A 24,709-nucleotide genomic window follows, 5' to 3' on the forward strand; every position below is an offset into this window, starting at 1 on the left:
GCTGATTTTTTTATGGGAGAACAATTTCAACAGCGTAAAAGTCAATTCAATATTGGGTTGATTGCTAGAATCATGGGTATTCTGATTGTTATCAATGGAATATTTATGTTTATGTGCCTGCCTTTCTCTTTTTATTTTGGAGGAGAAGACTGGTTTGCCTTAATGCAGTCAGGAGTGATTAGTATTCTTGCAGGAGGGTTGTCAGTCCTTTATGGTGAACATAGAGGGTACAAAAGAGAAATAAAGAAAAAAGATGGATATATAGTGGTGTCTCTTGGGTGGGCCTTGATGGCTTTCTTTGGTAGTTTGCCTTATTTATTCAGTCATGAAATTCCATCTTTGACAGATGCATATTTTGAAACCATTTCAGGTTTTTCTACTACAGGTGCATCAATCCTTACAGATATTGAAGGCGTAGGAAAAGGTATTCTTTTCTGGCGAAGCTTGACGCAGTGGATCGGCGGTATGGGTATTATCGTACTTGCAGTAGCCGTTTTGCCTTTCTTAGGAATTGGTGGTATGCAGCTTTTTGTAGCAGAAGCCCCGGGTATTTCACCTGATAAGTTACAACCGAGAATCAAAGAAACAGCCAAGAGACTTTGGTGGGTGTATGCAAGTTTGACAGTCATTGAAACAATATTGTTGATGACAGGAGGAATGAGTTTTTATGATGCCCTCAATCATGCATTGACTACAATGGCCACAGGTGGTTTCTCTACCTACAATGACAGTGCGGCATCAATGAGCCCCTACATTCAGTATATATTGATCTTCTTTATGCTTTTGGCAGGAACGAACTTCACATTGAATTACTTCCTGTTCAAGAGAATGTTCAAAGCAATTTGGACCAATGAAGAGTATAGATATTATATAGGAATTATTTTCTTATCAACAGTATCTATTGGTAGTGTTGTTGCATTTACTACGGATTTAGGAATCGAGAAATCTTTCAGAGATGCAATATTCCAAGTGGTATCCATTATGACTACTACTGGTTATGTCTCTGCAGATTATACAGCGTGGGCACCATTTGCTACAATGATCATTTTTGTATTGATGTTTTGTGGAGGTATGGCAGGGTCAACCGCAGGAGGCGTGAAGATCGTTCGTCATATTATCCTTTTTAAAAATACATTCCTTGAGTTAAAAAGACAGTTGCACCCTACAGCGATTATTCCTGTAAGGTTCAACAGTAAAGCCGTGAAAGGAGGCATTACATTTAATGTCCTAGCTTTTATTATGGCGTACTTCCTGATTTTTGGTTTAGGTATTCTAGTATTGTCAGCGTTAGGAGTAGACCTGATGACTTCATTGGGTGCAGTAGCTACCTCTTTAGGTAACATTGGTCCAGGTGTTGGATCAGTGGGGCCAGTGGATAACTTTGCTCACCTTCCAGATGCAGTAAAATGGGTGTTATCTTTCTTAATGTTGTTAGGAAGATTAGAATTGTTTACTGTAATGATTATCTTCACACCATACTTTTGGAGTAGATTTTAAAATAATTCTAGACAGCAATTTTTTAAATAAATAAATAGTGGAGTTAGAAGTAGTGAAAGAAAATAAAAAGAAAATTAGTTTATCGGCTATTTATGGTGTGGCCATCTTAGTCATAGTTATAGATCAAATCAGTAAAATCCTTGTCCATAATTTTATGGAAATGGGAACACTGGGTGAGATAAACGTTATTGGAGATTGGTTCCGTTTGCATTATCTGCTGAATCCAGGAATGGCATTCGGTATGCAGTTCGGCAATGAATATGGTAAATTATTATTGACCCTGTTTAGAATCATAGCGTCAGGCGGTATTGTATATGCTATTTATAGTTTATATAAAAAGCCGACACATCCTGGTTTCTTGATTTGTATAGCCATGATATTAGGAGGAGCAATTGGTAATGCTATTGACAGTATCTTTTATGGTGTGCTGATAGAAGGCAACGCTATTCCAAACTCTCCATCTCCTTGGTTTCACGGTCAGGTAATTGATATGCTGTATTTCCCAATGATTGAAGGTAACTTCCCTGTGTGGTTGCCAATGGTAGGAGGAGATCACTTTTTATTTTTCAGCCCTGTTTTTAATATTGCCGATTCTGCAATTTTCTTAGGAGTGACTTTTATTCTGATTTTCCAGAATAAGTTTACAGAGTTTGAAAAAGCATACGAAGATCAAGCATAGAAAGGTGAAATAACAACCTAAAGATATATTTTGAAAGAGTAATGGTGAAGACTGTTACTCTTTTTTTTTGTGTCATTGATAAAATCTAAGATCCAATATAAGTCACCTTACTTTCAGTGTGTTAATAAGGTTAATCACTTTAAGTAGGTGATGGTAGTCACTATTGGTAGAAGACTTTTGTAAAAAACAATAGCTGTTTACGGTTGTTGTGAATTGTTCACTGTTACTAACGATATAACATGATATAAATCAAAAGTAAGCCGTTACATTGCATATGCATTCGATGATCAACGACGCAAAAAACATCTACTTTTAAAAAATAAGAAGATAAACGCCTAACAAAATAATTATCCATATTTATCAAACTTTGAAAAGATGACGAAATCATTATTAATATTTATCTTATCAATTTTTACTACATTCACAGCTTTTGCACAATCAAAGAACTATTCAAAAGACAATAGTACGATTAAAATTGAAGGAACTTCTTCCTTACATGATTGGCATTGTGACGTAAATGATGTGACAGGTAACGCTGACGTTACAGTTGATGGAGATAAAGTAACAGCCGTAAACGGTTTAGACTTAACTTTTGTTGTAAAAGGAATCAAATCAGGAAAAGGAGCCATGGATAAAAACATCTATTCGGCTTTAAAAGAAAAAAGTAATCCTACCATTACATTCAAATCTACTTCAGCTACAATTGATGCAAATGGCGCTGTAAAAGCACAAGGTCAGTTGACTATCGCTGGTACAACTAAAGATGTGACACTAGTTGCAGATGCTTCAGTAGAAGGTGGAAAAGTAAAGTTTGAAGGTAAAACTACTTTCAACATGTCTGCTTACAATGTAGACCCTCCAACAGCAATGTTCGGAACGATTACAACTGGAGATGAAGTAACAATTGATTACTCAGCTTCATTCAACTAGAATCAAATCTAGAATCAAAACATTAAGGAGAGGAATCTAACGAGACCGCTATCTCAATTTCCTCTCTACCTACCTAATTTATATCTAATTTTTATTATCAGATTTATTATGAAAAATCTATACAAGGTTACAGGAGTAATTGCGTTACTTCTTACAATGCTTGCAGGAAACGCTATTGCCCAAAAAAACTCAGGTATTTTTGACCGCGATATGCAATACATGCGTTACAATGATCAACGTGGTATCAACGTTTTCGAAACTACTAAAGAAGATACAGTTGGATTTGATGGAATGAAAGTACGTGTTGGTGCTGATTTCGCATTGCAAATGCAAGGTTTACAGCACTCTAACAGTGGTGTAGTACAATTAGCAGATATTCACACAGGTTTTAACTTACCAACTGCGAACTTAAACATAGACGCTCAATTAGCGGATGGTGTGAGAGTTCACTTACAAACTTACCTTTCATCTCGTCACCACAACGATGCATGGGTAATGGGTGGTTATTTGCAAATTGATAACTTAAACTTCTTGAACCTTAACAGTCAGTTCGCTGATAACTTAATGGACGTATTAACTATTAAAGTAGGTCAAATGGAGTTGAACTATGGTGATCAGCACTTCCGTCGTACAAACAATGCTTACGCTATGGGTAATGCTTTCTTCGGAAACACTATCATGGACGCATTCGCTACTGAAATGGCAATGGAAGTAATGGCACAGAAAAACGGTTTCATCGCAGTTGGTGGTGTTTCAAATGGTAAATTAAACCAAAACGTTACTTCAACTGGTAACTGGTCAGTATATGGTAAATTAGGTTTCGACAAGCAAATCAACGATGATTTAAGAGCTCGTTTAACTGGTTCAGTTTACCACAACTCAAACTTAGCAAACGCTAACTTGTATGCTGGTGATAGAGCTGGTTCAAGATTCTACTCTGTAATGGACGTACCAGGTCACTCAACTACTTCTTCTTACAAGAATGGTCGTGTAGATCCAGGTTTCAATGGTCAAATCACTTCATTCATGATTAACCCATTCGTTAAGTTCAAAGGTTTAGAGTTCTTCGGTACTTATGAAATCTCAAATGGTTCAGGTAAAAACGAATTCAACGAGAACGGTGATATCGAGTCTAGAAACTGGAACCAATTAAATGGTGAATTAATCTACAGATTTGGTAAAACTGAGCAATTCTATGTTGGTGGTAAATACAACACTGCTTGGGGTACTAACAGAAACGAAGGTGGTGAGTACTTTGATGCTGACGGAAACGGTGTAGGTGAATTCTGGTCAGTTGAGAACGCTAACTTACGTCAGACTAGAGTTGAAGTAGCTGCAGGTTGGTTCATGACTAGAAACGTAATGATGAAAGCTGGTTACGTACACCATACTTACAGTGGATATGATGTTTATGCTGATACACACAAAGCTGCTCCAGAAGGTGCAATGGGTGGATCAAGTAACGCAATCTACGAAGACGGTAAATTCAACGGATTCATGTTAGAAGCAGCAATCAGCTTCTAGTAATTCTTGAAAATATAGATAATCAAAAAGGTCAGTTCTTTAGAGAGCTGACCTTTTTGTGTTTTTATGAATGAAAAAAGTGAGGTAGTTTATTTTTACGAATCATACCAAGTACCACATCTTCATTCTTTATTCATCCCTCCTTTACTCAGTATAAGCACCAGAAGAGTACGTAAGCTCATAACTGTGTGTATAGATCTCAAATACTACTCCGAACGGATCTTCCACATACACCATTTTGTAAGGCTTAGAGTTCGGGTAATACTCTCTGATAGGCATTCTCTGCTTACCGCCTGCATCCACAATTTTCTGTGTCAATTCCTCAATGTTAGGGTCCTGTACACAGAAGTGGAAAAGCCCGACATTAAAAGGATTGAATTCAGGTTTTTTAGCCTCAGTGGTAGGGAATGAAAATAGTTCAATACCGACACCGTCTGAAGTGGCTAAGTGGGCAATTTTAAAAGTGCCCCATCCGCTTCCAAACACATCAATACACATTTGACCGATGGCTGTTTCGTTTTCTTCCACTACATCTGAAGGAGGCATGATTACATACCATCCCATTATTTCAGAATAGAATTCAACAGCTTTTTCGATGTCTGGCACAGTGATGCCGATATGGGAGAATGATCTTGGGTAGCTTTGTTCTTTACTCATTGGATATTTTTTATTTATTTTGGGTCCAATATTAAATATAAGTATTCTGTAAATCAATATCTTACAATAAAGTACTATAGTTACCAAAAGGTGTGAATTGCTGATTATTAGACAAATAAAAATTAGATGATTAATAAAAAATATGAATGTTCCCTTCACCTTACCATGGACTTTGTGGGGAGTAAATGGAAGCCTTTAGTGTTGTTTCATTTGCTGGATGGAAAAATGAGGTCAGGTGAGCTTCAGAAAACAATACCGGAGATTTCTAATAAGATGTTCACACAAACGGTGAGAGAATTGGAAGAATGTCAATTGATCAAAAGGACTGTTTACCCTGAAGTGCCACCGAGAGTGGATTATGAACTGACGGAATTAGGTTATTCTCTGAAAGAGATTTTACACCAGATGGATCAGTGGGGGAAAGATCTGATAGAAAAGCAAGATTAAATTTTAGACAAAAAAAGAAGGCTAGTCTAAAATAAACTAGCCTTCTCCAAGCTCTCTCTTCAATCTATTCATCTGACTTCTATGCTGCTTAACATAGTTTTTCTTTAAATGATTTGTTGATACTACTCAAGTAGTTCAACGCAGTCATTAATTCCTTCTTGGTATGTTACAAATATGGTATTTAGAGCAGGATAACTGAAGCTATTTATGCTTTTTAATCTAAAAGGGAGAAGTTTACCATTTTTTTAAGAGTTATAATAAAAAATTACTTAAAAAATGTAGAGGTGTTACCCATTAGATACCAACAGCATGATTTAGTGTAAATTCGTCAAAAAACTTTCATTCTCATTCAAAAACCTATTAACTATGATTAACATTTAGTAACTTGCCGATTGACTAACGGTAAATAATTTATGAAACTTCAGAATCTAGCCTTATACCTTTTTGCTTTTTCAACGTTTATCTCTTGCATTGCTCTTGAAGATGAGTTCGTTCCAACAGTTACGACTGATGTTGTAAGTGACAAGGTATACTATTATCAAGACTCATTTCCAGTGGCTGTTACTTTTAAGGATAACGCATTGATCCAAGAGAGTAAAATAAGATTCCAAATTGATGATACTCTGAGTGTTGCAAATGATACTGTTGTTTTTGCATTTGAGCAACTTTTTGAAGATGTTTCAGCACGTCAGCTTCAGTTCGATTCCACTTTCATTATTCCATCTTACGTAAGAACAGGAAAGTACATGATGGAGGTGAGTAATATGGATGCAGGAGAAAACATCACTGTAGATACAACTTACTTCTTTATAGGTACGGATGTCAGTGATCCAATTATCGAGAATTTCTCTGTGACTTCAGCTGTTGAAGGAAATTTAGAAAACGATGCTTTCTGTAGAGGAGAAAAAATTGTAGTCAATGCGAGTATTTTAGATAATGTAGCATTAAAAAGATTTGGTATCAGTATAGCAGATGCCACTCCAAGATATTTTCAAGCCAACAGCAATGATACTGTGAGTGTTGCGGATATAGTGCAAAGACAACTTTTTATTTCTGACAGTTTGACCAATGGCACTTATAATTTACGATTGATTGTAGAAGATGCTTTTGGAAATCAGGCAGATACAACCACTCAGATTAGTGTGAACTGTGATGATCAGCCTGCTGTATTTGTTTCTTATCAGGAAGAAAATGGCATCGAGATTCCATCTAACAGAATCGTAACGCTTTTCCCAGGTGAGCAGTTCAAACTAAGCAGTCTTGTATTTACGGATGCAGGCGGATTAGATTCTGCGAGATTGGAAGTTTCTAGAATCGGTGTTGCTCCTTCAATAGGGGAACCGGCTCCTGTGACAAATGATACGCCAATTGAAGTAGATCTTCAAGGTGTAAATGAACAAGACCTTGCTGAGGTGTTTAATGATAATTTCCAATTCAACTTTGACTTGCTGAATACGCAAGCTGGAGAAACGATCTTTATCAATATAACTGTAAAAGATGGAGAACAAACTTGGGAAGAAGCTTCATTCTTCAGATTCTCATTAGTGGCTAAAGAAGATTTAGCTCCAATTATCAGAATTGCGGATTTAGTGATTGACGGAACAAAAGAATATGTACCGGAAAATGAAGAATTGGAATTGACAGACAGGCTGATTGGTAAGAACAGTATTGATATTGCCGTAGAAGGTAAAGTACAGGAAAATGTGGGGTTAGCCTCTATTGAGTATAGTTTTACAAGTGATAGAGAAGAAATCACATCTGTTGGCGGTGCTTTAAATGATCCTTCTGTATTTACTACTTACCCTGTAGATTTGGGCACAACATTGAATACGGTATTTACCATTGATGCGGCTCCTGCAGGAGTGACAGGTGATGTTTTCTATACATTGACACTGACAGCCACCGACATCAAAGGACAGACAGATGCTGTTACGTATAACTTTAAAGTGACCTATCCTGTAGAGTAATTCTACTTTTAGAGCAGGTTTGGAATATATCGTTTAGAAGTAAAAATATTCCATTTTAGGTTGTGAGGAAATTAATTTCAGAGAAAATAGTGGTTCTATAGTTGATGAAATTAATAAACTCACGTTCTGAAAGGGTAGATTTTTACTAAATGAGATGTTTCAAACATGTTCTTATTATAAAATAGAAAGGCCACATCAATTTGCGTTTGATGTGGCCTTTCTTTTATTGTTAAGAACTGATTCTTCTGCTTTCTATAAAAAGTTCAATTTTGATAAAAAGTTACTTTTATAAGAGTTACCGATCGGAATACTTTTCTGAGGCATTTCAATCTGAAGGTCTTCTATTGTTTCCACTTTGGTGAGGTTAACAATATAGGAACGGTGTACTCTAATAAAATTATCAGGAAACTTTTTCTCTAAGGCTTTCATGGTAGAGTGGATCACATACTTTTTATCAATGGTGTTGATCAGCATATAATCCGACAGTGCTTCCACAAAATAAATGTTCTTCAAAGAAAGCTTTACAATCTTATTGTCGGCTTTTACATACAAAGTATCATCCTCACTGTTTTCCACCAACTTCTGATCACTCTCCTCAATAGACGTTTTCCCTTTTTCAACTGCTTTAAGAAAACGAGGGTAAGTGATAGGTTTAATCAGATAATCTGTAAGGTTGTATTCATAGGCTTCAGCCCCAAAATCTCTTCTTCCAGTAATTAGAATCACTTCAGGCAGTTTTTCCAGCGACTGAACTAATTCAATCCCTGTCATCTGAGGCATTTCTATATCAAGAAAAAGAAGGTCAACGGCTGTATCTTTCAGCATTTCATAGGCAGAAACAGCATTATCAAATTCCCCGACGAGCTGAATGCCGTTGGTTCTTTTGATAAAGTCTCTCACTACCATACGAGATACTTCCTCATCATCAACTATGACACATTGTAAATCGGCCATACTATAGTTCTAATGTTTTTAACTTTTGAATGTATTTTCCTAATATATCAAATTCTAAGTTGATTTTAGTACCTTTTTTGATTTTATGGAAGTTAGTGTTCTCATAAGTATAAGGAATAATCGCTACACTGAATTGTCCTTTCGCATCATCCACTACTGTTAAGCTTGCTCCATTTACACAGATAGAACCTTTTTCAACAGTGAAGTTTTTAGTAGAAGGATCGTATTGGAAAGTAAATCTCCAGCTTCCTTTTTCATCAATAACACTAATACACTCACCGATCTGATCTACGTGACCTTGTACAATATGACCATCAAAACGGCCGTGAGAAGGCATGCTTCTTTCCAGGTTCACTACATCACCTACAACCCAGTCTCCTAAATTTGTCTTTTGTAAAGTTTCATGGATAGCAACAACCTGATGTTGGTTGCCTTCAATATGAGTGACAGTTAAGCAAACGCCATTGTGAGCCAAACTCTGATCTATTTTCAGTTCATTTGAAATAGAAGATTCAACCGTAAATATTGTATTTTCTTGATCTTTTTGGATTTCAACAATGGTTCCTAACGCCTCTATAATTCCTGTAAACATTCTATGACTATGGTTTAATTATTATTACGATACAAGTTAGACAAATTTACGAAGAGAAGTTTTACTTTTGTGTATTAAGTGATGACAAAAAAGTACACACAGAGAACAATCATATTTTGAAGCTGATTTTAAGTACTTAAGAGCTTATTTCTTGAATTACTGTACTCACCTACAATTCTTATTTTATGACAGTTACCAATTTAGAACAGAGGTATGAGATTGTAAGGGGATTGATTGACAATGAAAATTGGAACGCACTGGAAGAGGTTTTGTCAAAACTTCCTCCTGTGGAAATTGTTGAGATCCTTGAAAAGTTAGAGGAGAAGGACCTTCTTGTTATTTTTACGCTGTTTCCAAACAAAGAGAAGGCGCAGATTTTTGGAGAACTGAGTAGAGATCTTCAGTATTATCTTTTCAAGAGTCTGGAGAGAAGATCATTTTCTAAAGTTTTTGAAGCCATGCGTTCGGATGAGCGAGCGGATTTTTATCAGGAACTTACAGTAGATGAACAGTCGGCCTTGTTGCCTTACCTCAACAAACAGGTGAGAAGCAATGTGGTGGAACTGAGTGGGTATGATGCAGACTCTGCCGGTGGTATTATGACCACAGATTTTGCGACGGCTAGAAACTGGATGACGGTGCGTGAAACGGTAGATAAGGTGAAGAAAGATTCACCTAGCAAGAAAATGATTTACTATGTGTATGTGGTAGATGATGAAAAAGTATTGCTGGGTTTTGTGACCTTGAAGGATCTTATTCTCGCAGAACTGGATGACAAAATTGAAGATCTGATGATCGTTGATTTTGTAGCCGCCAAAGTAGATGAAGATAGAGAAGCAGTAGCAAGGAGAATTGAGAAATATAATTTGGTAGCCCTTCCTATTCTTAACGAAGAGCGAAAACTGATGGGTATTGTCCGTCATGATGACGCCATAGAAGTCATTGTTGCCGAGCAGACGGAAGATATGGAAAAAATGATGGGTATTACTTCCTCTTCAGATGAAGATGATGATGAAGGGTACATGGATATTTCCGTTTTCAGACATTTCAAGAAAAGGATTTTATGGCTGATTTCCTTGGCCATGATAGGTATCGTTTCAGGTTTGATTCTCCATCATTTTGAAGATGCTTTAGATCAGATGGTGATACTGGCCATGTATATGCCCATGCTTGCAGATACTGGAGGAAATGCCGGAAGTCAGGCAAGTACGGTAGTGATCAGGGCACTCTCGTTAGGTGAAGTAACGACAAATGACTGGTGGAAAATTACATTCAAGGAAATGAGAATAGCATTACTTTTATCCATATGCCTTTCTAGTATTGCTTTTCTAAAAGTTACGCTGCTTTCGTTCGATTCATCTTTGCCAGGTGAATTGACGTTATCCTATGTTGCATTTATTATTTCATTAGCCCTAGCACTGCAAGTGGTGACATCCACTATGATTGGTGCAGGTTTACCTCTTATCGTAAAAAAATTAAAAGGAGATCCGGCTGTAGTAGCAAGTCCGGCAATTACAACTATAGTTGATGTTACGGGATTGCTAATTTATTTTGGATTGGCCACTGCTTTTCTCCTCAATGCTATAGCCTAAAATATACCAACGACTTCATTATCAAAGCTTTTTTAGTTTTTATAGAGGGGTACAGAAGTAGCATATTAGATTGATTTTAAAAGAAGTTTTTTGTAGGACTAAAATAATTCCAGAAATATTCTTACATTGGACGTACAATCAGACTATGAGCTACTTTTTTACTTATCTATGAAACCAACTGAACAGCAACTCTTGGATTTTCAATCTTTGACGCTAAAAGCCCAGGCTTATATTGACACCATCAAAAATAGTCCAGAGGAGCGGTTAGAATCTCGCAAACAATATTACATAAAGTATGGTGAAGCTGACGGAGATCTATACGGCTTTGGCAACTCTGAAATTGATTTTTTGGAATGGGAAGTAGAACGAGGTGTTTTGGCGCCAGAATATCACGCCCGTTGGTGGTATAATGTCAATTTAAAATTCATCTATTATTCAGTATTGGGTTCTTATGTTTTTGAAGAAGGACTACAATGCGAAGACATACCTCAACCAGTAGAAAGATGGGTAGACTACCTTAAAGACCCTTGTTCAAGTAAATGGTATAAAGCCCATAATACAAGTATTATCTACGGATATATCGAATACAAAGAACTTGCTAAAGAAGAATCTTGGATAGAGCAGTACTTTATCAATGAAGTATTGGACCGTTTGCTGTATGCAGAAGTGATGGTGGAAGGTGAAACGCAGCTATTTGGTCCTATTGGAAGGTTTTTAGCCAACCCAAGATTTCCAGCTGTAGATATTTTGGTGAAAATAAAAGATTTATACCCGGAAAATTATCCTCTGAAATTTAAAGACATGCTCAATGTGTTAGATATCGGATTCGATATAGGTACATTGATTTCTTATGTTTTGGACAAAGTGATTATTAAAAGAAATCTGAAAAAGATTTATTCCTACATATCAGAATTATTAGACATTCCTGAACTCGATAGATTTATCGTAGGCAAGAAGGTAAACTATCCCCAAATTTAATACTATGACTAAGAAGAAAATTGCAATTTTCGGAGGAGGTATCTCTGGATTAACAACAGCTTGGGAACTATCAAGCATTAAAAACTGGCAAGACCAATATGAGATTCATCTTTATCAATCAGGATGGAGATGCGGCGGAAAAGCGACTACAGGATTAGGTGAAGAAGGAAGAGTAGAAGAGAGAGGAATCCACATGTTTCAAGGATGGTACGACAATGCTTTCAGAATGGTGCAAGAAGTGTATGAGTACATTGCAGAGCACAACTTAAACCCTGATGGTGCATTCCAGACATGGAGAGACGGTTTCAACCCCAACCCTGTTACGTCAATGGTAGAACAGGACAAAAATGGCAATTGGATTGACTGGCCTTTTGTATTTCCTGACAATGACAGAATACCAGGATCAGGAGAGCCAATGAGTTCTTCAGTGTTGATCAAAGAATTTATTGCTTTAGGTTTAGAGGTTTTAATCGGATCACCATATCAAGAAAATGCATCAGGAAAAGTAGGTTTCTGGAATGATCTTCTAGCTCACCTTTTTTTCGATCAGCCCATAGCTGAAGAAAAGGTAAAGAAATACTCTGCATTGGAGAAATTGGCGCTTCGCTTTGCTAAAAAACTAAGTATCAGAGAAGGAAAATATAATCATACCAAACGCTTTAAGACGCTGGAGGAGAAAATTGATGAACTAGAGCGTTTGGATGATAGAGTAGATCTTGCTGAAGATTTAATAAAATATTCAGATAGAATTGTTAAGCTTCTGAATACATGGTTCTTCAAATTGCTTTTCAAAGGAAATCACTTAAGAAGAATTTCAGAGATTGTACAATTGTCATTAGTATGTATTGAAGGTGTTTTCAAGGATGTTTATGATGTGAAAACAGGAAAGTACGAATGGGAGAATATCAACCATTATGACTTCTCTGACTGGTTGAAAATGAATGGTGCCAGTGAGCAGGTGATCAACTCAGCAATTGTAAGATTCTTATATAAGGGAACTTTCGCCAATAAATACAATGGAGAAAAGGGAACTGTAGCAGCGGATATAGCAGTGCGTATGATGCTGATGATCCCAAGTTACAAAGGAAGCTTTGTCTGGAACCTAAGAGGTGGAACCGGGGGAACTTTTACAGCCCCACTTTATGTTGCATTAGAAGACAGAGGAGTCAACTTTCATTTCTTCCATCATTTGGATGAGGTGAAATATTCTGAAACTGATGAAATAGAGGAAATCATTGTCGGAAAACAGGTGGACCTGAAAGAGGGACTTACCAAGTATCAGCCATTAGTAAAGCAGAAAGGTTTGTTCCAATGGACCCTTCACCCTGATTTATCTCAGATCAATGAGGAACAGGCGGCAGAAATTAAAGAGAAAGATATTGATATAGAATCTCATTGGTCGGGCTGGGAAAATGTGGAGTCGCTTGAACTTAAAAAGGGAAGAGACTTTGATGTGGCTGTATTGGCTACTTCAATTAAACCTTTGGAGTACATCTGCTCTGAGATTATGGCAAAGAAACCAAAATGGAAAAATATGGTGGAGAAGGTGAAAGCCACTGCCACACTCAATGTTCAATTCTGGTTGAATGAAGATATCGAAGGCCTTGGGATGGATCTTGGAGAATGGGGAATGAAAGAAGGTTCTTATGCCAATACTGTCATTTACGAAGACCCATTGTATTCATGGACATCGATGACTTACATTGCTCCTTATGAAAACTGGAAACCGGAGTCAGAAGCCAAGCAAATCAGTTACTGGTGCGGTACTTGGCCTACGAATTATCCTGAACCGCCAAGAAGCAATACCAATTACCCGAAAGATCAGATTACACTCCTGAAAAAGGTGTCTGAAGACTGGATGGATAAGCACATGGGATGGTTCTGGCCAAAGGCGAGAAAAAATAATAAATTTGATTATTCATTGTTATGTGATAAAAATATGGATGCAGATCCGATGGAGAAATTCAACAATCAGTGTTTTGTGACCAACATGGATCCATCGATGCATTATGTGCTGGCACAGCCTGGCACCAACAAGTACAGATTAAAAACGGATGAAACCGAATATAAAAATCTCTATTTTACAGGAGATTGGATCAATTTTGGATTGAATGTAGGCTACATGGAAGGAACAGTTATCTCCGGTATACAAGCGGCAGATAAAATACTAACAAATAGTTTACAGAAATCCATTGAAAGACAACACGCTCTCTTAGGAGTAATTGAAGAATAAGTACACTTGCTTATATACACTCAATTTTTTTATACTTTTTATGTTTTTACCAACAAGATTTACCTGCCTGTTACTTATATTTTTAACCCTGAGTGGATTTTCTACTTATGCAGAAAGCCCTACTTTTGAAAATATTGGTACCAAAGTGATGATCCTTGAAGATCCATCTCATTCAATGACAGAGATGGATGTAATTTCAGGGAACAAAGACCATCTATTCAAATTTTATAATCAGGAAATCCCAAATTTCCAGTCCACTAAGTCTATTTACTGGGTGAAGTTTGAAACTGAAGTTTTGGACCCTGAGCATAATTACATTGAAGTAGGTAGTGCATTTTTAGACACACTTCATTTTTATGAGGTGAGTAAAAATGGCTTGTTGCTCAAAACGGTAAAAACAGGTGATGCTTACCCTTTCAATTCAAGGGAAATAGATATGGGCAATTTTGTATTCCGACTAACGGAACCACAGCAGTCCAGTGTTTATTTAAAAGTATCCGCATTACAGCCTTTATTCTTTCCATTAAGAGCAGGAACAATTACTGATTTCATCGCTTTCGAGCATGATTTCGATTTTTACCAAGGTATTTACTTTGGGTTCATGCTCTTAATGTTCTTCTATAACTTTTTTGTATGGTATTCAACACGAGATAATATCTATCTAGTATATGTCTGCTATGTATTGAGTATCACAGTCTTTATGGCTGCAGTATTTGGTTATATGTTTGAATACTTATGGCCTAGCACACCAATTATCAATGAATTTGTGGTAATCAGTTCAGCTTTCACTCAAATTACGGCAGTGATATTTACCAGAAAATTTATTCAAGGAGATACATTACCGCCAATCATCAAAAAAGGCTTTACACTTTATATCATCTGGGGCTTTGTGATTATTGCAAGCATCATTTTAGATTTCAAAGTGGAGGCGTTGATGATGTCTCAAGTGGGACTTCTAACATTAGGTTTCTTGTTATTGGTGGCAAGTTTGATTTCTTACAGAAGAGGTTACAGACCTGCTAAATATTATCTGATTGCTTGGGGAGCCTTGAATGCAGGATTCATTGCAGCGATTTTGGAAAGTGTCAATGTATTAGAAGTAAGCATGTATTTAAACCCGATGCAGATTGGATCAGGAATAGAAGTATTGTTCCTTTCATTTGCCTTGGGCGATAAATTGAAAACGCTGAAAGAGGAAAAAGAGAGAGCACAGCTGGATGTGATGGACGCTTTGCAGAAAAACGAGACGCTGATTAAGGAGCAGAATGTGATGCTGGAAGATCGAGTGAACCAAAGAACACACGAACTTTCTGAAGCAAACTCAGAACTTACAGCATTGACGGAAGAACTGTCGACAACACTTGAAACGGTGAAAATGCAGTCAAACATCATTGAGAAAGCTCATGAAAATACAAAGGCAAGTATCAATTATGCAAAGAGAATACAGGATGCAATGTTGCCTAATACAGGTCAGTTGAAAAAAGTATTGAAAGACTTATTCATATTCTATAAACCAAGAGATATTGTAAGTGGAGATTTTTATTGGTCTCATGAAGAAGACGATATATTGTATCTGGCCGCTTGTGATTGTACAGGTCACGGTGTTCCGGGAGGTTTCTTAAGTATGTTGGGCAATGAAGTATTGACAGAAATTGTGAGTTTGGAAGGTATTAGTGATCCGAAGGATATATTATTGGAAGCGGATAAAAAGGTTTCTGAAATTTTGAAGCAGAAGATGAATGCCAATATGGACGGTATGGATGTTTCATTGGTGAGAATTGACAAGAAGAAAGGAGAGCTTACATTTGCTGGTGCTAAAAATCCATTGGTATATGTAAAAGATGGAGAAGTGGTAAAAGTAAAAGGTGATACTTTCTCAATTGGAGGAAACTATAAGCGTACTACACCACAGTTCACTTCTCATACTATTCCTACCGCCGATACTAAGTTCTATTTATTCTCTGATGGTTACCAAGATCAAACAGGAGGAGAAGAGAACAAAAAGTTTATGGTGAGAAAGTTCAGAGAGTTGCTCAGAGATACTTCCTTGGGAGCAACAATGGAAGATCAAAAATCGAGAATCACGACAACTTTAGATCGATGGATGAGTCAGGAAGATCATTTTACAGCACAAGTAGATGACATTCTTGTAGTCGGATTTGAAGTTTAAAAATAACGTTAACATTCGTTAAATGCAATCCTCATAAAGTAATGATACTTTATGAGGATTTTTTTATGGAAAAATGATTTTTGTATTAAATAAATATTGAAATGCATTATTTAATAGTAATTTTGCAACGATAAGAGTTTTTTATTACAAAACTATCTCAATCTGAAAACTTCAACTAATTTCACTATCGCTTTCATTTTAATCTAAACACCTTCTAATGATGATGTACTATTTAATGATCGAAATATTTATTTTCGGTTATCTATTGATTGTGTTGGAACACAATACTCATATCAATAAAGCTGCAACAGCTTTGATAATGGGAGCAGGACTGTGGGCCCTCTATGCCATAGGCGCTCCAGAAATTTTAGAACTCGGTTTCAGTGAATCCTGGAAGGAATGGTTAGCAAACCATAACAATGATGGTTCGGAGGAATCAATCGTCCATTTTTTAGTTCATCATGAATTAACTGAACACCTTTCTGAGATTGCATCAATTGTCTTCTTCTTAATGGGAGCAATGACTATTGTAGAGGTAATTGATGAGTATCAGGGATTTAGAGTCATTACCAACAAGATTAAGGTCACAAACAAGCCAAAGCTTTTGGCCATTATGTCGTTTCTGACTTTCTTTTTATCTGCAGCGTTAGACAACCTCACAACTACGATTGTAATTGTAGCGGTGCTGAACAAATTGATCAAAGATGACGAAACTCGATGGTATTTTGCCAGTATGGTAGTCATCGCGGCCAATGCCGGTGGTGCATGGTCACCGATTGGTGACGTTACGACTATTATGCTCTGGATTGGTGGACAAATCACTGCCTTAAGGATTATAGAGGAGATCTTCCTGCCTTCATTAGTAGCCATGTTATTACCGTTGGGTGTTCTTTGTCTGAAACTCAAAGGGGACATTGATCCGCCTGAATTGGAGGAAGACGAACACAAAGCCTTTATTCCATTGCGTGACCGTTTGATTGTATTGATCATGGGTATTATAGCCTTATTGGCTGTGCCAGTCATCAAATCTTATACTCACTTACCTCCATTTATTGGTATGTTGTTAGGTTTGGGCTCCATGTGGTTCTTAACGGATTTCAAACTTCACTCTAAAACTCTGGAAGATAAACGACGTTTGAACGTGGGCAGAATCCTTACTAAAATTGATATGCCGACGGTACTTTTCTTGATGGGTATTCTATTGGCTGTTGGAGCACTAAGTTCGGCAGGTCATCTTAATGTAATGGCTGGCTTTATGCAAGAGCATTTTACAGATATTTATTTCCAGAATACTTTGATTGGTGTCCTGTCAGCAGTTGTTGATAACGTACCAATTGTTGCTGCATTTATGGGAATGTATCCTATCGCCGAAGCTGGTGCTACGGGCGAAATGGCCAACTTTGTAGTCGATGGAAAATTCTGGGAAATGCTGGCTTATGCATCAGGTACGGGAGGTAGTATTTTGATCATCGGGTCAGCATCAGGTGTAGCCGCAATGGGTATGGAAAGAATCAGCTTTTTGTGGTACTTGAGAAAAATCGGTTGGATAGCCGCAATTGGTTATTTGGGTGGTATTTCACTTTTCTACCTTGAAATGATGTTTATGTAAAATTATTCAGAGTATGTTGAAAACTTAAAGAAAGATTTTTAACGCTTATTCTTGAAAAAATAAAAAAAGAAAGTTATCAACATGTGGTGTTGGTAACTTTCTTTTTTTACGTTTTATCTAAAATCTTCAAGTACTAATTCACATAATTTACTAATATTGTAGTAATAACTTTAAAACCGATTTATTCACAATCCGAAAAACTATGTATAGACTGTTGATAATATCATTTTTTACCTTGGTTTCAATTAGTTGTGATCATGCCAAAACCAACAAGCAAACCAAAAATGTTGATAACTCTTCAATAGACGCAATTCCTGAAATTGTGCATCATAATATTGAAACTAAAAGTGGAATGTTATTCACATTGACGGAGGAAAAGATATCCCAAAGTGTTAGTAACATCACAATTCAAGGCATGAATTTTCCTAATTCTAATGAAATACTCACATTTGAGGGAGTAGACCCAATTGAGCAGTTTTATGTGATTGATTTAAATAGAGATGGCTTCGAGGAGTTCTATATTGCAGTGAGAACAGCCGGTTCCGGAGGTTATATCAGGCTATTGGGAATTGCTTCATTCAATGATGAAAGCTATGGCAAAATTTATATACAATCTATTACTGACAACGACGACTTGGCGGTGGGATATATGGGGCATGATGAAATTGATTTCACATCAAGCGGTATCCAAAGATCTTATCCTCTTTACGGAGATGATGACACCAATGCTCATCCAACGGGCGGTATGCGAAAAGTAAATTATGAATTAATTACTGGTGAGGCAGGGTACATTTTAAACCCTTATTTGACAGAGTAATTCATTGCCACATTATTTTCCAATTTTTCTTAATATACTTCAAGCAATCTATTATAAAATTGGTTTCTCCATAAGCACACTATAAGTTTACATGCAAACAAATTAACAAATATGAGAAACCTAATAAATTTTGTTCTTTTCGCCCTTCTGACTGTATTTACTTTCGCTTGCCAGGAAAAAGCAGAAGGCCCGGTATTAAATCAAGAAATATCAGTAGACTATTTCAACGGAATCGAAGTCAGTGTAGTTGGTCATGTGATTGTAGAACACGGCACTGAACAGAAAGTGACTGTGACATCACAACAAAACGTAATCAATGCATTGTCATTAGAAGTAGTTGGTGGTAAATGGAAAATCAAATTGAATAGAAATATTGTTGATTATGATTTTACCCTTCATATCACTACTCCTGAAATTGAAAAAGTAGATGTGTCTGGATCAGCAAATGTAACAGTAATTAGACCGCATTCACCAAAAGGAATATTTGAAAGTAATATTACAGGAAGTGGCAATGTAGAGGTTGCTGAAATGAATGGTATCTATACGCAAGTAAGTGTGAACGTTTCTGGAAGCGGAACTGCTACAATTGATGATATTGTAGTAAGAAACCTTTATGCAAATGTATCTGGCTCAGGTAAAGTAATGCTGTCAGGCATGTCCTCAAATTTTACGGCTAGAGTATCAGGATCTGGGAGTATTTCAGATTTTGATTTAGTATCATCAGATGTAGATGCGGACTGTTCTGGAGCAGGATCAATCTCATTTACTTGCATTGAGAAATTGAAGGCAAGAGTTTCTGGTAGTGGCAATATTTTCTATAAAGGAAACCCTGTAGATATTGACACTGCAGTAGAAGGATCTGGAAAAATTGAGAAAGTGAACTAATGACAATATAATTTCCTTTAGTTATTTCAGATGATCTTTATGTAAACCACCATCTATAATTTTATTGATGGTGGTTTATATTTTATAAAGTGAACGTCCCAAAAACTACCTCCTGAACACCTTAGGTAAATTACCTAAACTTTTCGAATAGGTTTTCTGCTCACCTATAGGGAGTAACAATCATGCACCTTTGTAATGTGATCAATGATCATAAAACAATTTTTAAAAGTTCTCTCTAAAATAGAAAACGCATGAAACAATTATCACTATTTGTCATTGTACTACTGTTCTCTACTCAGTTAATGGCACAAAAGAAGAAACCAAATATCTTAGTTATTTTTGGTGATGACATTGGAATGTATAACATCAGTGCTTACAATGACGGCATGATGGGTTATAGAACTCCAAATATTGATAGAATAGCCAATACAGGTATTCGATTTACAGATAGTTACGCACAAAATAGCTGTACTGCAGGCCGATCAGTTTTCGTTACTGGGCAAAGTGCAAAAAGAACAGGTCTTTCCAAAGTAGGTTTACCAGGTGATGATTTAGGAATCCAAAAAGAAGACCCAACAATCGCAGAAATCCTAAAAGATATGGGTTATGCAACTGGTCAATTCGGTAAAAACCACTTAGGAGATAAAGACGAATTCCTTCCAACAAATCACGGTTTTGATGAATTCTTTGGTAACCTTTACCACTTAAATGCGGAAGAGGAGCCAGAACACCCAGATTATCCAAAAGATCCTGCTTTCAAAGAAAGATTTGGTCCTAGAGGTGTAATCCACTCTTATGCTGATGGTCGTATTTCTGATACAGGTCCATTGACAAAGAAAAGAATGGAAACTGTAGATAGAGAATTCTTAGCCGCTTCATTAGATTTTATCGATAGAGCACACGATGAGAAAGAGCCTTTCTTTGTATGGTTCAACTCTACAAGAATGCACGTAGTGACGCACCTTACAGAAGAAGCTGACGGTAAAACAGGCCAAGGTATTTATGCCGATGGTATGGTAGAACATGACGGACACGTTGGTCAGCTATTGAATAAATTAGATGAGCTGGGAATTACTGAAAATACAATTGTAGTTTATACTACAGATAACGGTGCAGAGGTACTGTCATGGCCTGACGGTGGTATGATTCCTTTCCGTGGAGAGAAAAACACTACTTGGGAAGGTGGTTTCAGAGCACCAATGATGGTGAGCTGGCCTGGTACGATCGCTCCTCAAGTATCTAACGAAATCATTTCATTAGAAGACTGGATGCCTACTTTAGTAGCAGCAGCAGGTGATGATCAAATCAAAGAAAAATTATTAAAAGGTCACAAAGCAGGTGACATGACTTATAAAGTACACTTGGATGGTTACAACTTCATGCCTTATTTCTTAGGTAAGGAAGCGAAAGGTCCAAGAGAAGATTTCTTCTACTTCACAGATGGTGGTGATTTATCCGCAGTGAGAATTGGAGATTGGAAATTTATGTTCTCTATCCAAGAACACGAAGGATTGGATGTATGGATCAAACCTTTTACTAAGTTGAGAGCTCCATTGATCATCAACTTAAGAAGAGATCCATTTGAAAGAGCAATTGATGAAGCAGGTTACATGGACTTCTTTATTGAGCACATGTTCTTGATGTCTCCAACAGTTGAAAGAGTAAAAGAATATATGGGAACATTCAAAGAATTCCCACCAAGACAAGCGGCCGCATCTTGGGTTGAGTAGAATAAATTGGATTATTCATAATATATTAAAAGGAGTGTCAGGATTGACATTCCTTTTTTTATAAAAAAAGACCAAAATTACTCAACTATTGATGTTGTTTTGAGATGCGTATTGCGTTGCAAAACATCCTTTTTAAAGTATAAAACCAAATAAAAATCAATCTCTCAACCATTATGAAAAAGTTAGCCCTTTTCTTTATCACATGCTTGTCTTGTTTAACCGTATTTGCACAGCACCCTGAAGAAACAGGTCATGACAAGAAGCATTTCATCTCCATTACAATTGCCCAAACTTTTATTCCAAGAGGTGCTAATATGGACAACTTGAATCATAAAGGTCATTTTGTGCCTGGTATTGGCTTTGATTATCTCTACAGAGTGAAACCGAAACTGGAAGTGGGCGTGATGCTTGATTTTGAATTAGGACGTTATATCATTCCTCACCAAGATGATTTAGTCAGGGACCACGCTTTTGTTGTGGCAGGTGTGCTGGCTTATTCTATTACTCCCCACTGGAATGTATTTGGAGGAGGTGGAATTGAATTAGAAAAGCATCATAATCTAGGTGTTTTCAGATTAGGGACAGAGTATAATTTCGAGATAGGAAAACACTGGTCTATTCCGGTAGGTCTTTTCTATGATATAAAAGAAGGATATGATACTTTTTCTTTGAGTGTTGGTATTGGAAAGGCATTTTAGGCAATTTACCTAATCTCTCATTCTAGGTTTTCTTCTCACATAATCACCTTCAAAATTCAGTTGATTTGTAATAAGATCAATCACTACTGATCTACAAAAATTATCTCTCAGAAATTACAAATCATCATGAAAAATCTATCTGCCTTTCTATCGATCATTATTACAGTACTGTTTTTACAAAACATCAGTTATGCACAAAGCATAGAAATTGATAAATCCGTAGGTCATGAATACGCACAAAGTGTTATCAAAGACATGGGTGTTTATCAAGATCATGCATTAACCGCTTATGTGGATAGTGTAGGACAAAAATTGGTAGGGAATTTAGAAGAAAAGAAATTCGATTATCAGTTTTTTATTGTTGAAAATATTGAACCGAATGCCTTTGCATTACCAGGAGGCTATATTTTTATCACCACTGGCTTGTTGCCCATCATTCAGACTGAAGATGAATTGGCCTGTATTATTTCACATGAAATTATTCATTCTCATAACAGACATACAGTTTCTCAGTTTAAAAAAGGAATTTTACCTCGATTGCTGGAAGTTCCTGGAAATCTCTTAGGAATCTTAAGCAAAGATTTAGAAACGATTTTCAATGCTCCGATCAAATCAACCAACGCCTTATATATGGCTTCTCATGGTAGAAAAAACGAAACTGAAGCAGACTTGGAAGGTATGGAACTTGCCGCTAAATCAGGGTACAAGCCATCTGCCTTAAAAGATATTTTACATAGAATGTCAACTTCCATTGAATTAGTAACCGGAGAAACGGAACAGAAAAGCTACTTCAATGACCATCCTTATACTCCAGACAGAATCAATGCGATTGACCTTCAATCCACTTTTATGGAAAAGGCTCCATCAGCACGTTTAACGAAGAATTATCAGATTAGAATAGACGGTCTACTTTTCGGTGAAAGTGTTTATAAAGGCACTTTCGAAGGTCAGACTTTTATGCACCCCGTTTTTGATTTTAAGGTGACTTTCCCCGAAAAATGGAACTTGGTCAATCAACCAGACTTTGTAGGCGGTTATAGTGTCAATGGTAAAGAAGGTATTATCGTAACGATTGAAAAAGACAAGGATATCATGGAAGCCGCACTTTCGTTTATGGAAGAGTTATCGGAAAAAGAGAAAAGTGCGATGACTTCTAAAGGATACTATTCCAATGGAGAAACAGAAGGCTACTTAATGACATTTGAAGGACAAATAAAAGATGAAAAGAAGTATGCTAATATTGGTTGGATAAAAATTCATAATTATGTCTATAAAGTAACAAGTTTCACCAATAAGTATAACGATACTGCTTTTGAACATGTGGCTAAATCTTTAAAACCTTTGGAGAAAAAGGATTTGAAAGAAATTGAGACCTACAAAATAGTAGCCGTTCAAGCTAAAAAAGGTGAAACGTTAAAACAGCTTTGCAACAGAAGTGACAACAAAGGAAACCTTGAGTTGATTAGTGTTTTGAATGATAAGAAACCGAATGACAGGCTGGAGTATGGAGAGTGGATTAAAGTAGTCAACGCCTTCCCTTATTTTACAGAAGTGGAAATCGATCATGAGATAACACTCTCTAAGTAAAACACCTAGTACGCTTATTTAGGTAATCAGCTAAAAGAGTTGAGGTATAAAAGAAGGAACTTTGTAATGTACCAGTGATGGAATATGTGGGGACATAATCCTGGTACAGAAGTATAGTAAAACGCTCTCAATGAGTACTAGGACAGAAGGAAAGGGACGATTTTAGGTTTTTATTCTAATCGAGGCAGATTTGCAGAGCATAGCCTTAGTTACGCGATAAAAATCTAACGAAGAGTAGGATAAAAAAGACAAGCTAAAATGTCGGTTTACTTTTGTTCTAGTACTAGAAATCATGAAAATAGTAACATTTATATTGCTTTTGGCAGTGATCACTTTTATCACTAAAGTCAGCAAAGAGCATCATCAAATAGAGACAGTAGTAATAATTATAGAAAGGTAGCGAAGTCTATAGGCTTCACTGCTGGAAAGGAGGGGATATTTTATCCCCTTTTTTTGAAAGTTGGATTAGGTAATTTACCTAAATACGGTAATTAGGTAAGCCTGCAATATAGAAAAGCCCTTATTTCTCCACCTTTGTATAGTAGTAATAACTCTCTTAAATCAATACAGATATGAATACTTCTATACAAAATTCGATTTCAAGTTTACCTTTTGATAGCAAGGACTTACCCAATAGAATAGACGACGTTTTATTAGAAAATGAAATTACTTTCGCGGAGAAATTTGATGTGATTACTGGAATGAAAAACGAGTTCTTTGATATCATCAAAGGTGTTGAAGAAATCTCTTTAAAAATTATCACTCGTCATGTTTTTAATAAAATGAGATATCAAAAAATCTCTGAAGTGCAGAAAGATAAAGTACTTACAGAACGTCAGAAAGAACTAAAACTTCAGGAAAGCTTATTGGACATCTACCTTCTTCAAAATGAGATTGAAGAGATGATTCAAGAAGACTTGATCCAGATTGAAAAAATTAATGTTGATACTCAAGAATATTTAACTTCTACATTCAGATTAGGAGAGGAGTTTCTTTCTAAAATGAATAACAAAGTATCATCAATGATCAGATAAATAAAACAAGACTTTTCATAAAAAATATATCAGGACCACTAGCGCAAGTGTTCAGCGAAGCGTACTAACTTAGCATTGTCAAAAGGAAATAAAACTCCTCAGAATAATATTTTGGATTTTCGAGGAGTT

The 24,709-nt window shown here is 36.5% G+C and carries 20 protein-coding genes; 17 read left to right on the forward strand and 3 right to left on the reverse strand.

The genetic code is table 11. The features are described from left to right. Positions 1 to 12: 12 nt before the first annotated feature. The 4 genes from HHU12_RS24430 (at position 13) to HHU12_RS24445 (ending at position 4,630) form a co-directional block, all read left to right on the forward strand. The gene (locus HHU12_RS24430) at positions 13 to 1,497 is read left to right on the forward strand and encodes a TrkH family potassium uptake protein (RefSeq protein ID WP_169659361.1); all 1,485 of its coding nucleotides are present in this window, start codon (positions 13 to 15) and stop codon (positions 1,495 to 1,497) included. A 37-nt stretch (positions 1,498 to 1,534) separates the two neighbouring features. Beyond that, positions 1,535 to 2,176 carry a lipoprotein signal peptidase gene (locus tag HHU12_RS24435; protein ID WP_317170534.1) on the forward strand — a complete coding sequence of 214 codons (642 nt, stop codon included), beginning with the start codon at positions 1,535 to 1,537 and terminating at the stop codon, positions 2,174 to 2,176. A gap of 375 nt (positions 2,177 to 2,551) precedes the next feature. Beyond that, positions 2,552 to 3,106, forward strand: a complete 555-nt coding sequence (locus HHU12_RS24440; protein ID WP_169659362.1) for a YceI family protein — start codon at positions 2,552 to 2,554, stop codon at positions 3,104 to 3,106. Between the two features lie 108 nt (positions 3,107 to 3,214). Next, positions 3,215 to 4,630 (forward strand): hypothetical protein, encoded by a 1,416-nt coding sequence (locus HHU12_RS24445; protein WP_169659363.1) that lies wholly within the window; start codon positions 3,215 to 3,217, stop codon positions 4,628 to 4,630. Positions 4,631 to 4,774: 144 nt separating this feature from the next. On the opposite strand, the gene HHU12_RS24450 is transcribed toward HHU12_RS24445, so the two are convergent. Then, the gene (locus HHU12_RS24450; protein ID WP_169659364.1) at positions 4,775 to 5,287 is read right to left on the reverse strand and encodes a lactoylglutathione lyase family protein; all 513 of its coding nucleotides are present in this window, start codon (positions 5,285 to 5,287) and stop codon (positions 4,775 to 4,777) included. A gap of 126 nt (positions 5,288 to 5,413) precedes the next feature. On the opposite strand from HHU12_RS24450, the gene HHU12_RS24455 reads away from it, so the two are divergent. Together HHU12_RS24455 and HHU12_RS24460 are read left to right on the forward strand one after the other, a co-directional pair. Further along, entirely contained in the window at positions 5,414 to 5,734 is a 321-nt protein-coding gene (locus HHU12_RS24455; RefSeq protein ID WP_169659365.1) for a winged helix-turn-helix transcriptional regulator, read from the forward strand. 413 nt (positions 5,735 to 6,147) lie between these two features. Beyond that, positions 6,148 to 7,701 carry a DUF4625 domain-containing protein gene (locus HHU12_RS24460; protein ID WP_169659366.1) on the forward strand — a complete coding sequence of 518 codons (1,554 nt, stop codon included), beginning with the start codon at positions 6,148 to 6,150 and terminating at the stop codon, positions 7,699 to 7,701. A 252-nt stretch (positions 7,702 to 7,953) separates the two neighbouring features. Here the strand turns inward: HHU12_RS24460 and HHU12_RS24465 are convergent, their stop codons facing one another. After that, positions 7,954 to 8,655 (reverse strand): LytR/AlgR family response regulator transcription factor, encoded by a 702-nt coding sequence (locus HHU12_RS24465; protein ID WP_169659367.1) that lies wholly within the window; start codon positions 8,653 to 8,655, stop codon positions 7,954 to 7,956. A 1-nt stretch (position 8,656) separates the two neighbouring features. Then, the gene (locus HHU12_RS24470) at positions 8,657 to 9,247 is read right to left on the reverse strand and encodes a riboflavin synthase (RefSeq protein WP_169659368.1); all 591 of its coding nucleotides are present in this window, start codon (positions 9,245 to 9,247) and stop codon (positions 8,657 to 8,659) included. 185 nt (positions 9,248 to 9,432) lie between these two features. On the opposite strand from HHU12_RS24470, the gene mgtE reads away from it, so the two are divergent. From mgtE to HHU12_RS24525, 11 genes are all read left to right on the forward strand, one after another. Then, positions 9,433 to 10,839 carry a magnesium transporter gene (gene mgtE, locus HHU12_RS24475; RefSeq protein WP_169659369.1) on the forward strand — a complete coding sequence of 469 codons (1,407 nt, stop codon included), beginning with the start codon at positions 9,433 to 9,435 and terminating at the stop codon, positions 10,837 to 10,839. Between the two features lie 168 nt (positions 10,840 to 11,007). Continuing rightward, the gene (locus tag HHU12_RS24480; protein WP_169659370.1) at positions 11,008 to 11,817 is read left to right on the forward strand and encodes a hypothetical protein; all 810 of its coding nucleotides are present in this window, start codon (positions 11,008 to 11,010) and stop codon (positions 11,815 to 11,817) included. 4 nt (positions 11,818 to 11,821) lie between these two features. Continuing rightward, positions 11,822 to 14,050, forward strand: coding sequence for an NAD(P)-binding protein (locus HHU12_RS24485; RefSeq protein ID WP_169659371.1), 2,229 nt, complete (start codon positions 11,822 to 11,824; stop codon positions 14,048 to 14,050). 40 nt (positions 14,051 to 14,090) lie between these two features. Continuing rightward, positions 14,091 to 16,220 carry a 7TM diverse intracellular signaling domain-containing protein gene (locus tag HHU12_RS24490; RefSeq protein WP_169659372.1) on the forward strand — a complete coding sequence of 710 codons (2,130 nt, stop codon included), beginning with the start codon at positions 14,091 to 14,093 and terminating at the stop codon, positions 16,218 to 16,220. A 220-nt stretch (positions 16,221 to 16,440) separates the two neighbouring features. Beyond that, positions 16,441 to 17,829: a sodium:proton antiporter NhaD gene (nhaD, locus tag HHU12_RS24495; RefSeq protein ID WP_317170535.1), complete on the forward strand. Its 1,389-nt coding sequence runs from the start codon at positions 16,441 to 16,443 to the stop codon at positions 17,827 to 17,829. 202 nt (positions 17,830 to 18,031) lie between these two features. Further along, complete coding sequence (locus HHU12_RS24500; protein ID WP_169659373.1) at positions 18,032 to 18,646, forward strand: hypothetical protein; 615 nt, start codon at positions 18,032 to 18,034, stop codon at positions 18,644 to 18,646. Positions 18,647 to 18,757: 111 nt separating this feature from the next. Next, the gene (locus HHU12_RS24505; protein WP_169659374.1) at positions 18,758 to 19,531 is read left to right on the forward strand and encodes a head GIN domain-containing protein; all 774 of its coding nucleotides are present in this window, start codon (positions 18,758 to 18,760) and stop codon (positions 19,529 to 19,531) included. A 251-nt stretch (positions 19,532 to 19,782) separates the two neighbouring features. Beyond that, on the forward strand, positions 19,783 to 21,261 hold the full coding sequence (locus HHU12_RS24510) for an arylsulfatase (RefSeq protein WP_169659375.1): 1,479 nt from the start codon (positions 19,783 to 19,785) through the stop codon (positions 21,259 to 21,261). Positions 21,262 to 21,434: 173 nt separating this feature from the next. Continuing rightward, positions 21,435 to 21,959: a hypothetical protein gene (locus HHU12_RS24515; protein ID WP_169659376.1), complete on the forward strand. Its 525-nt coding sequence runs from the start codon at positions 21,435 to 21,437 to the stop codon at positions 21,957 to 21,959. A 126-nt stretch (positions 21,960 to 22,085) separates the two neighbouring features. Further along, the gene (locus HHU12_RS24520; protein WP_169659377.1) at positions 22,086 to 23,546 is read left to right on the forward strand and encodes a M48 family metalloprotease; all 1,461 of its coding nucleotides are present in this window, start codon (positions 22,086 to 22,088) and stop codon (positions 23,544 to 23,546) included. A gap of 572 nt (positions 23,547 to 24,118) precedes the next feature. Further along, on the forward strand, positions 24,119 to 24,580 hold the full coding sequence (locus tag HHU12_RS24525; protein WP_169659378.1) for a hypothetical protein: 462 nt from the start codon (positions 24,119 to 24,121) through the stop codon (positions 24,578 to 24,580). The last annotated feature ends 129 nt before the right edge of the window (positions 24,581 to 24,709 follow it).

This window comes from Flammeovirga aprica JL-4, assembly GCF_012844305.1.
Classification (GTDB): domain Bacteria; phylum Bacteroidota; class Bacteroidia; order Cytophagales; family Flammeovirgaceae; genus Flammeovirga; species Flammeovirga aprica.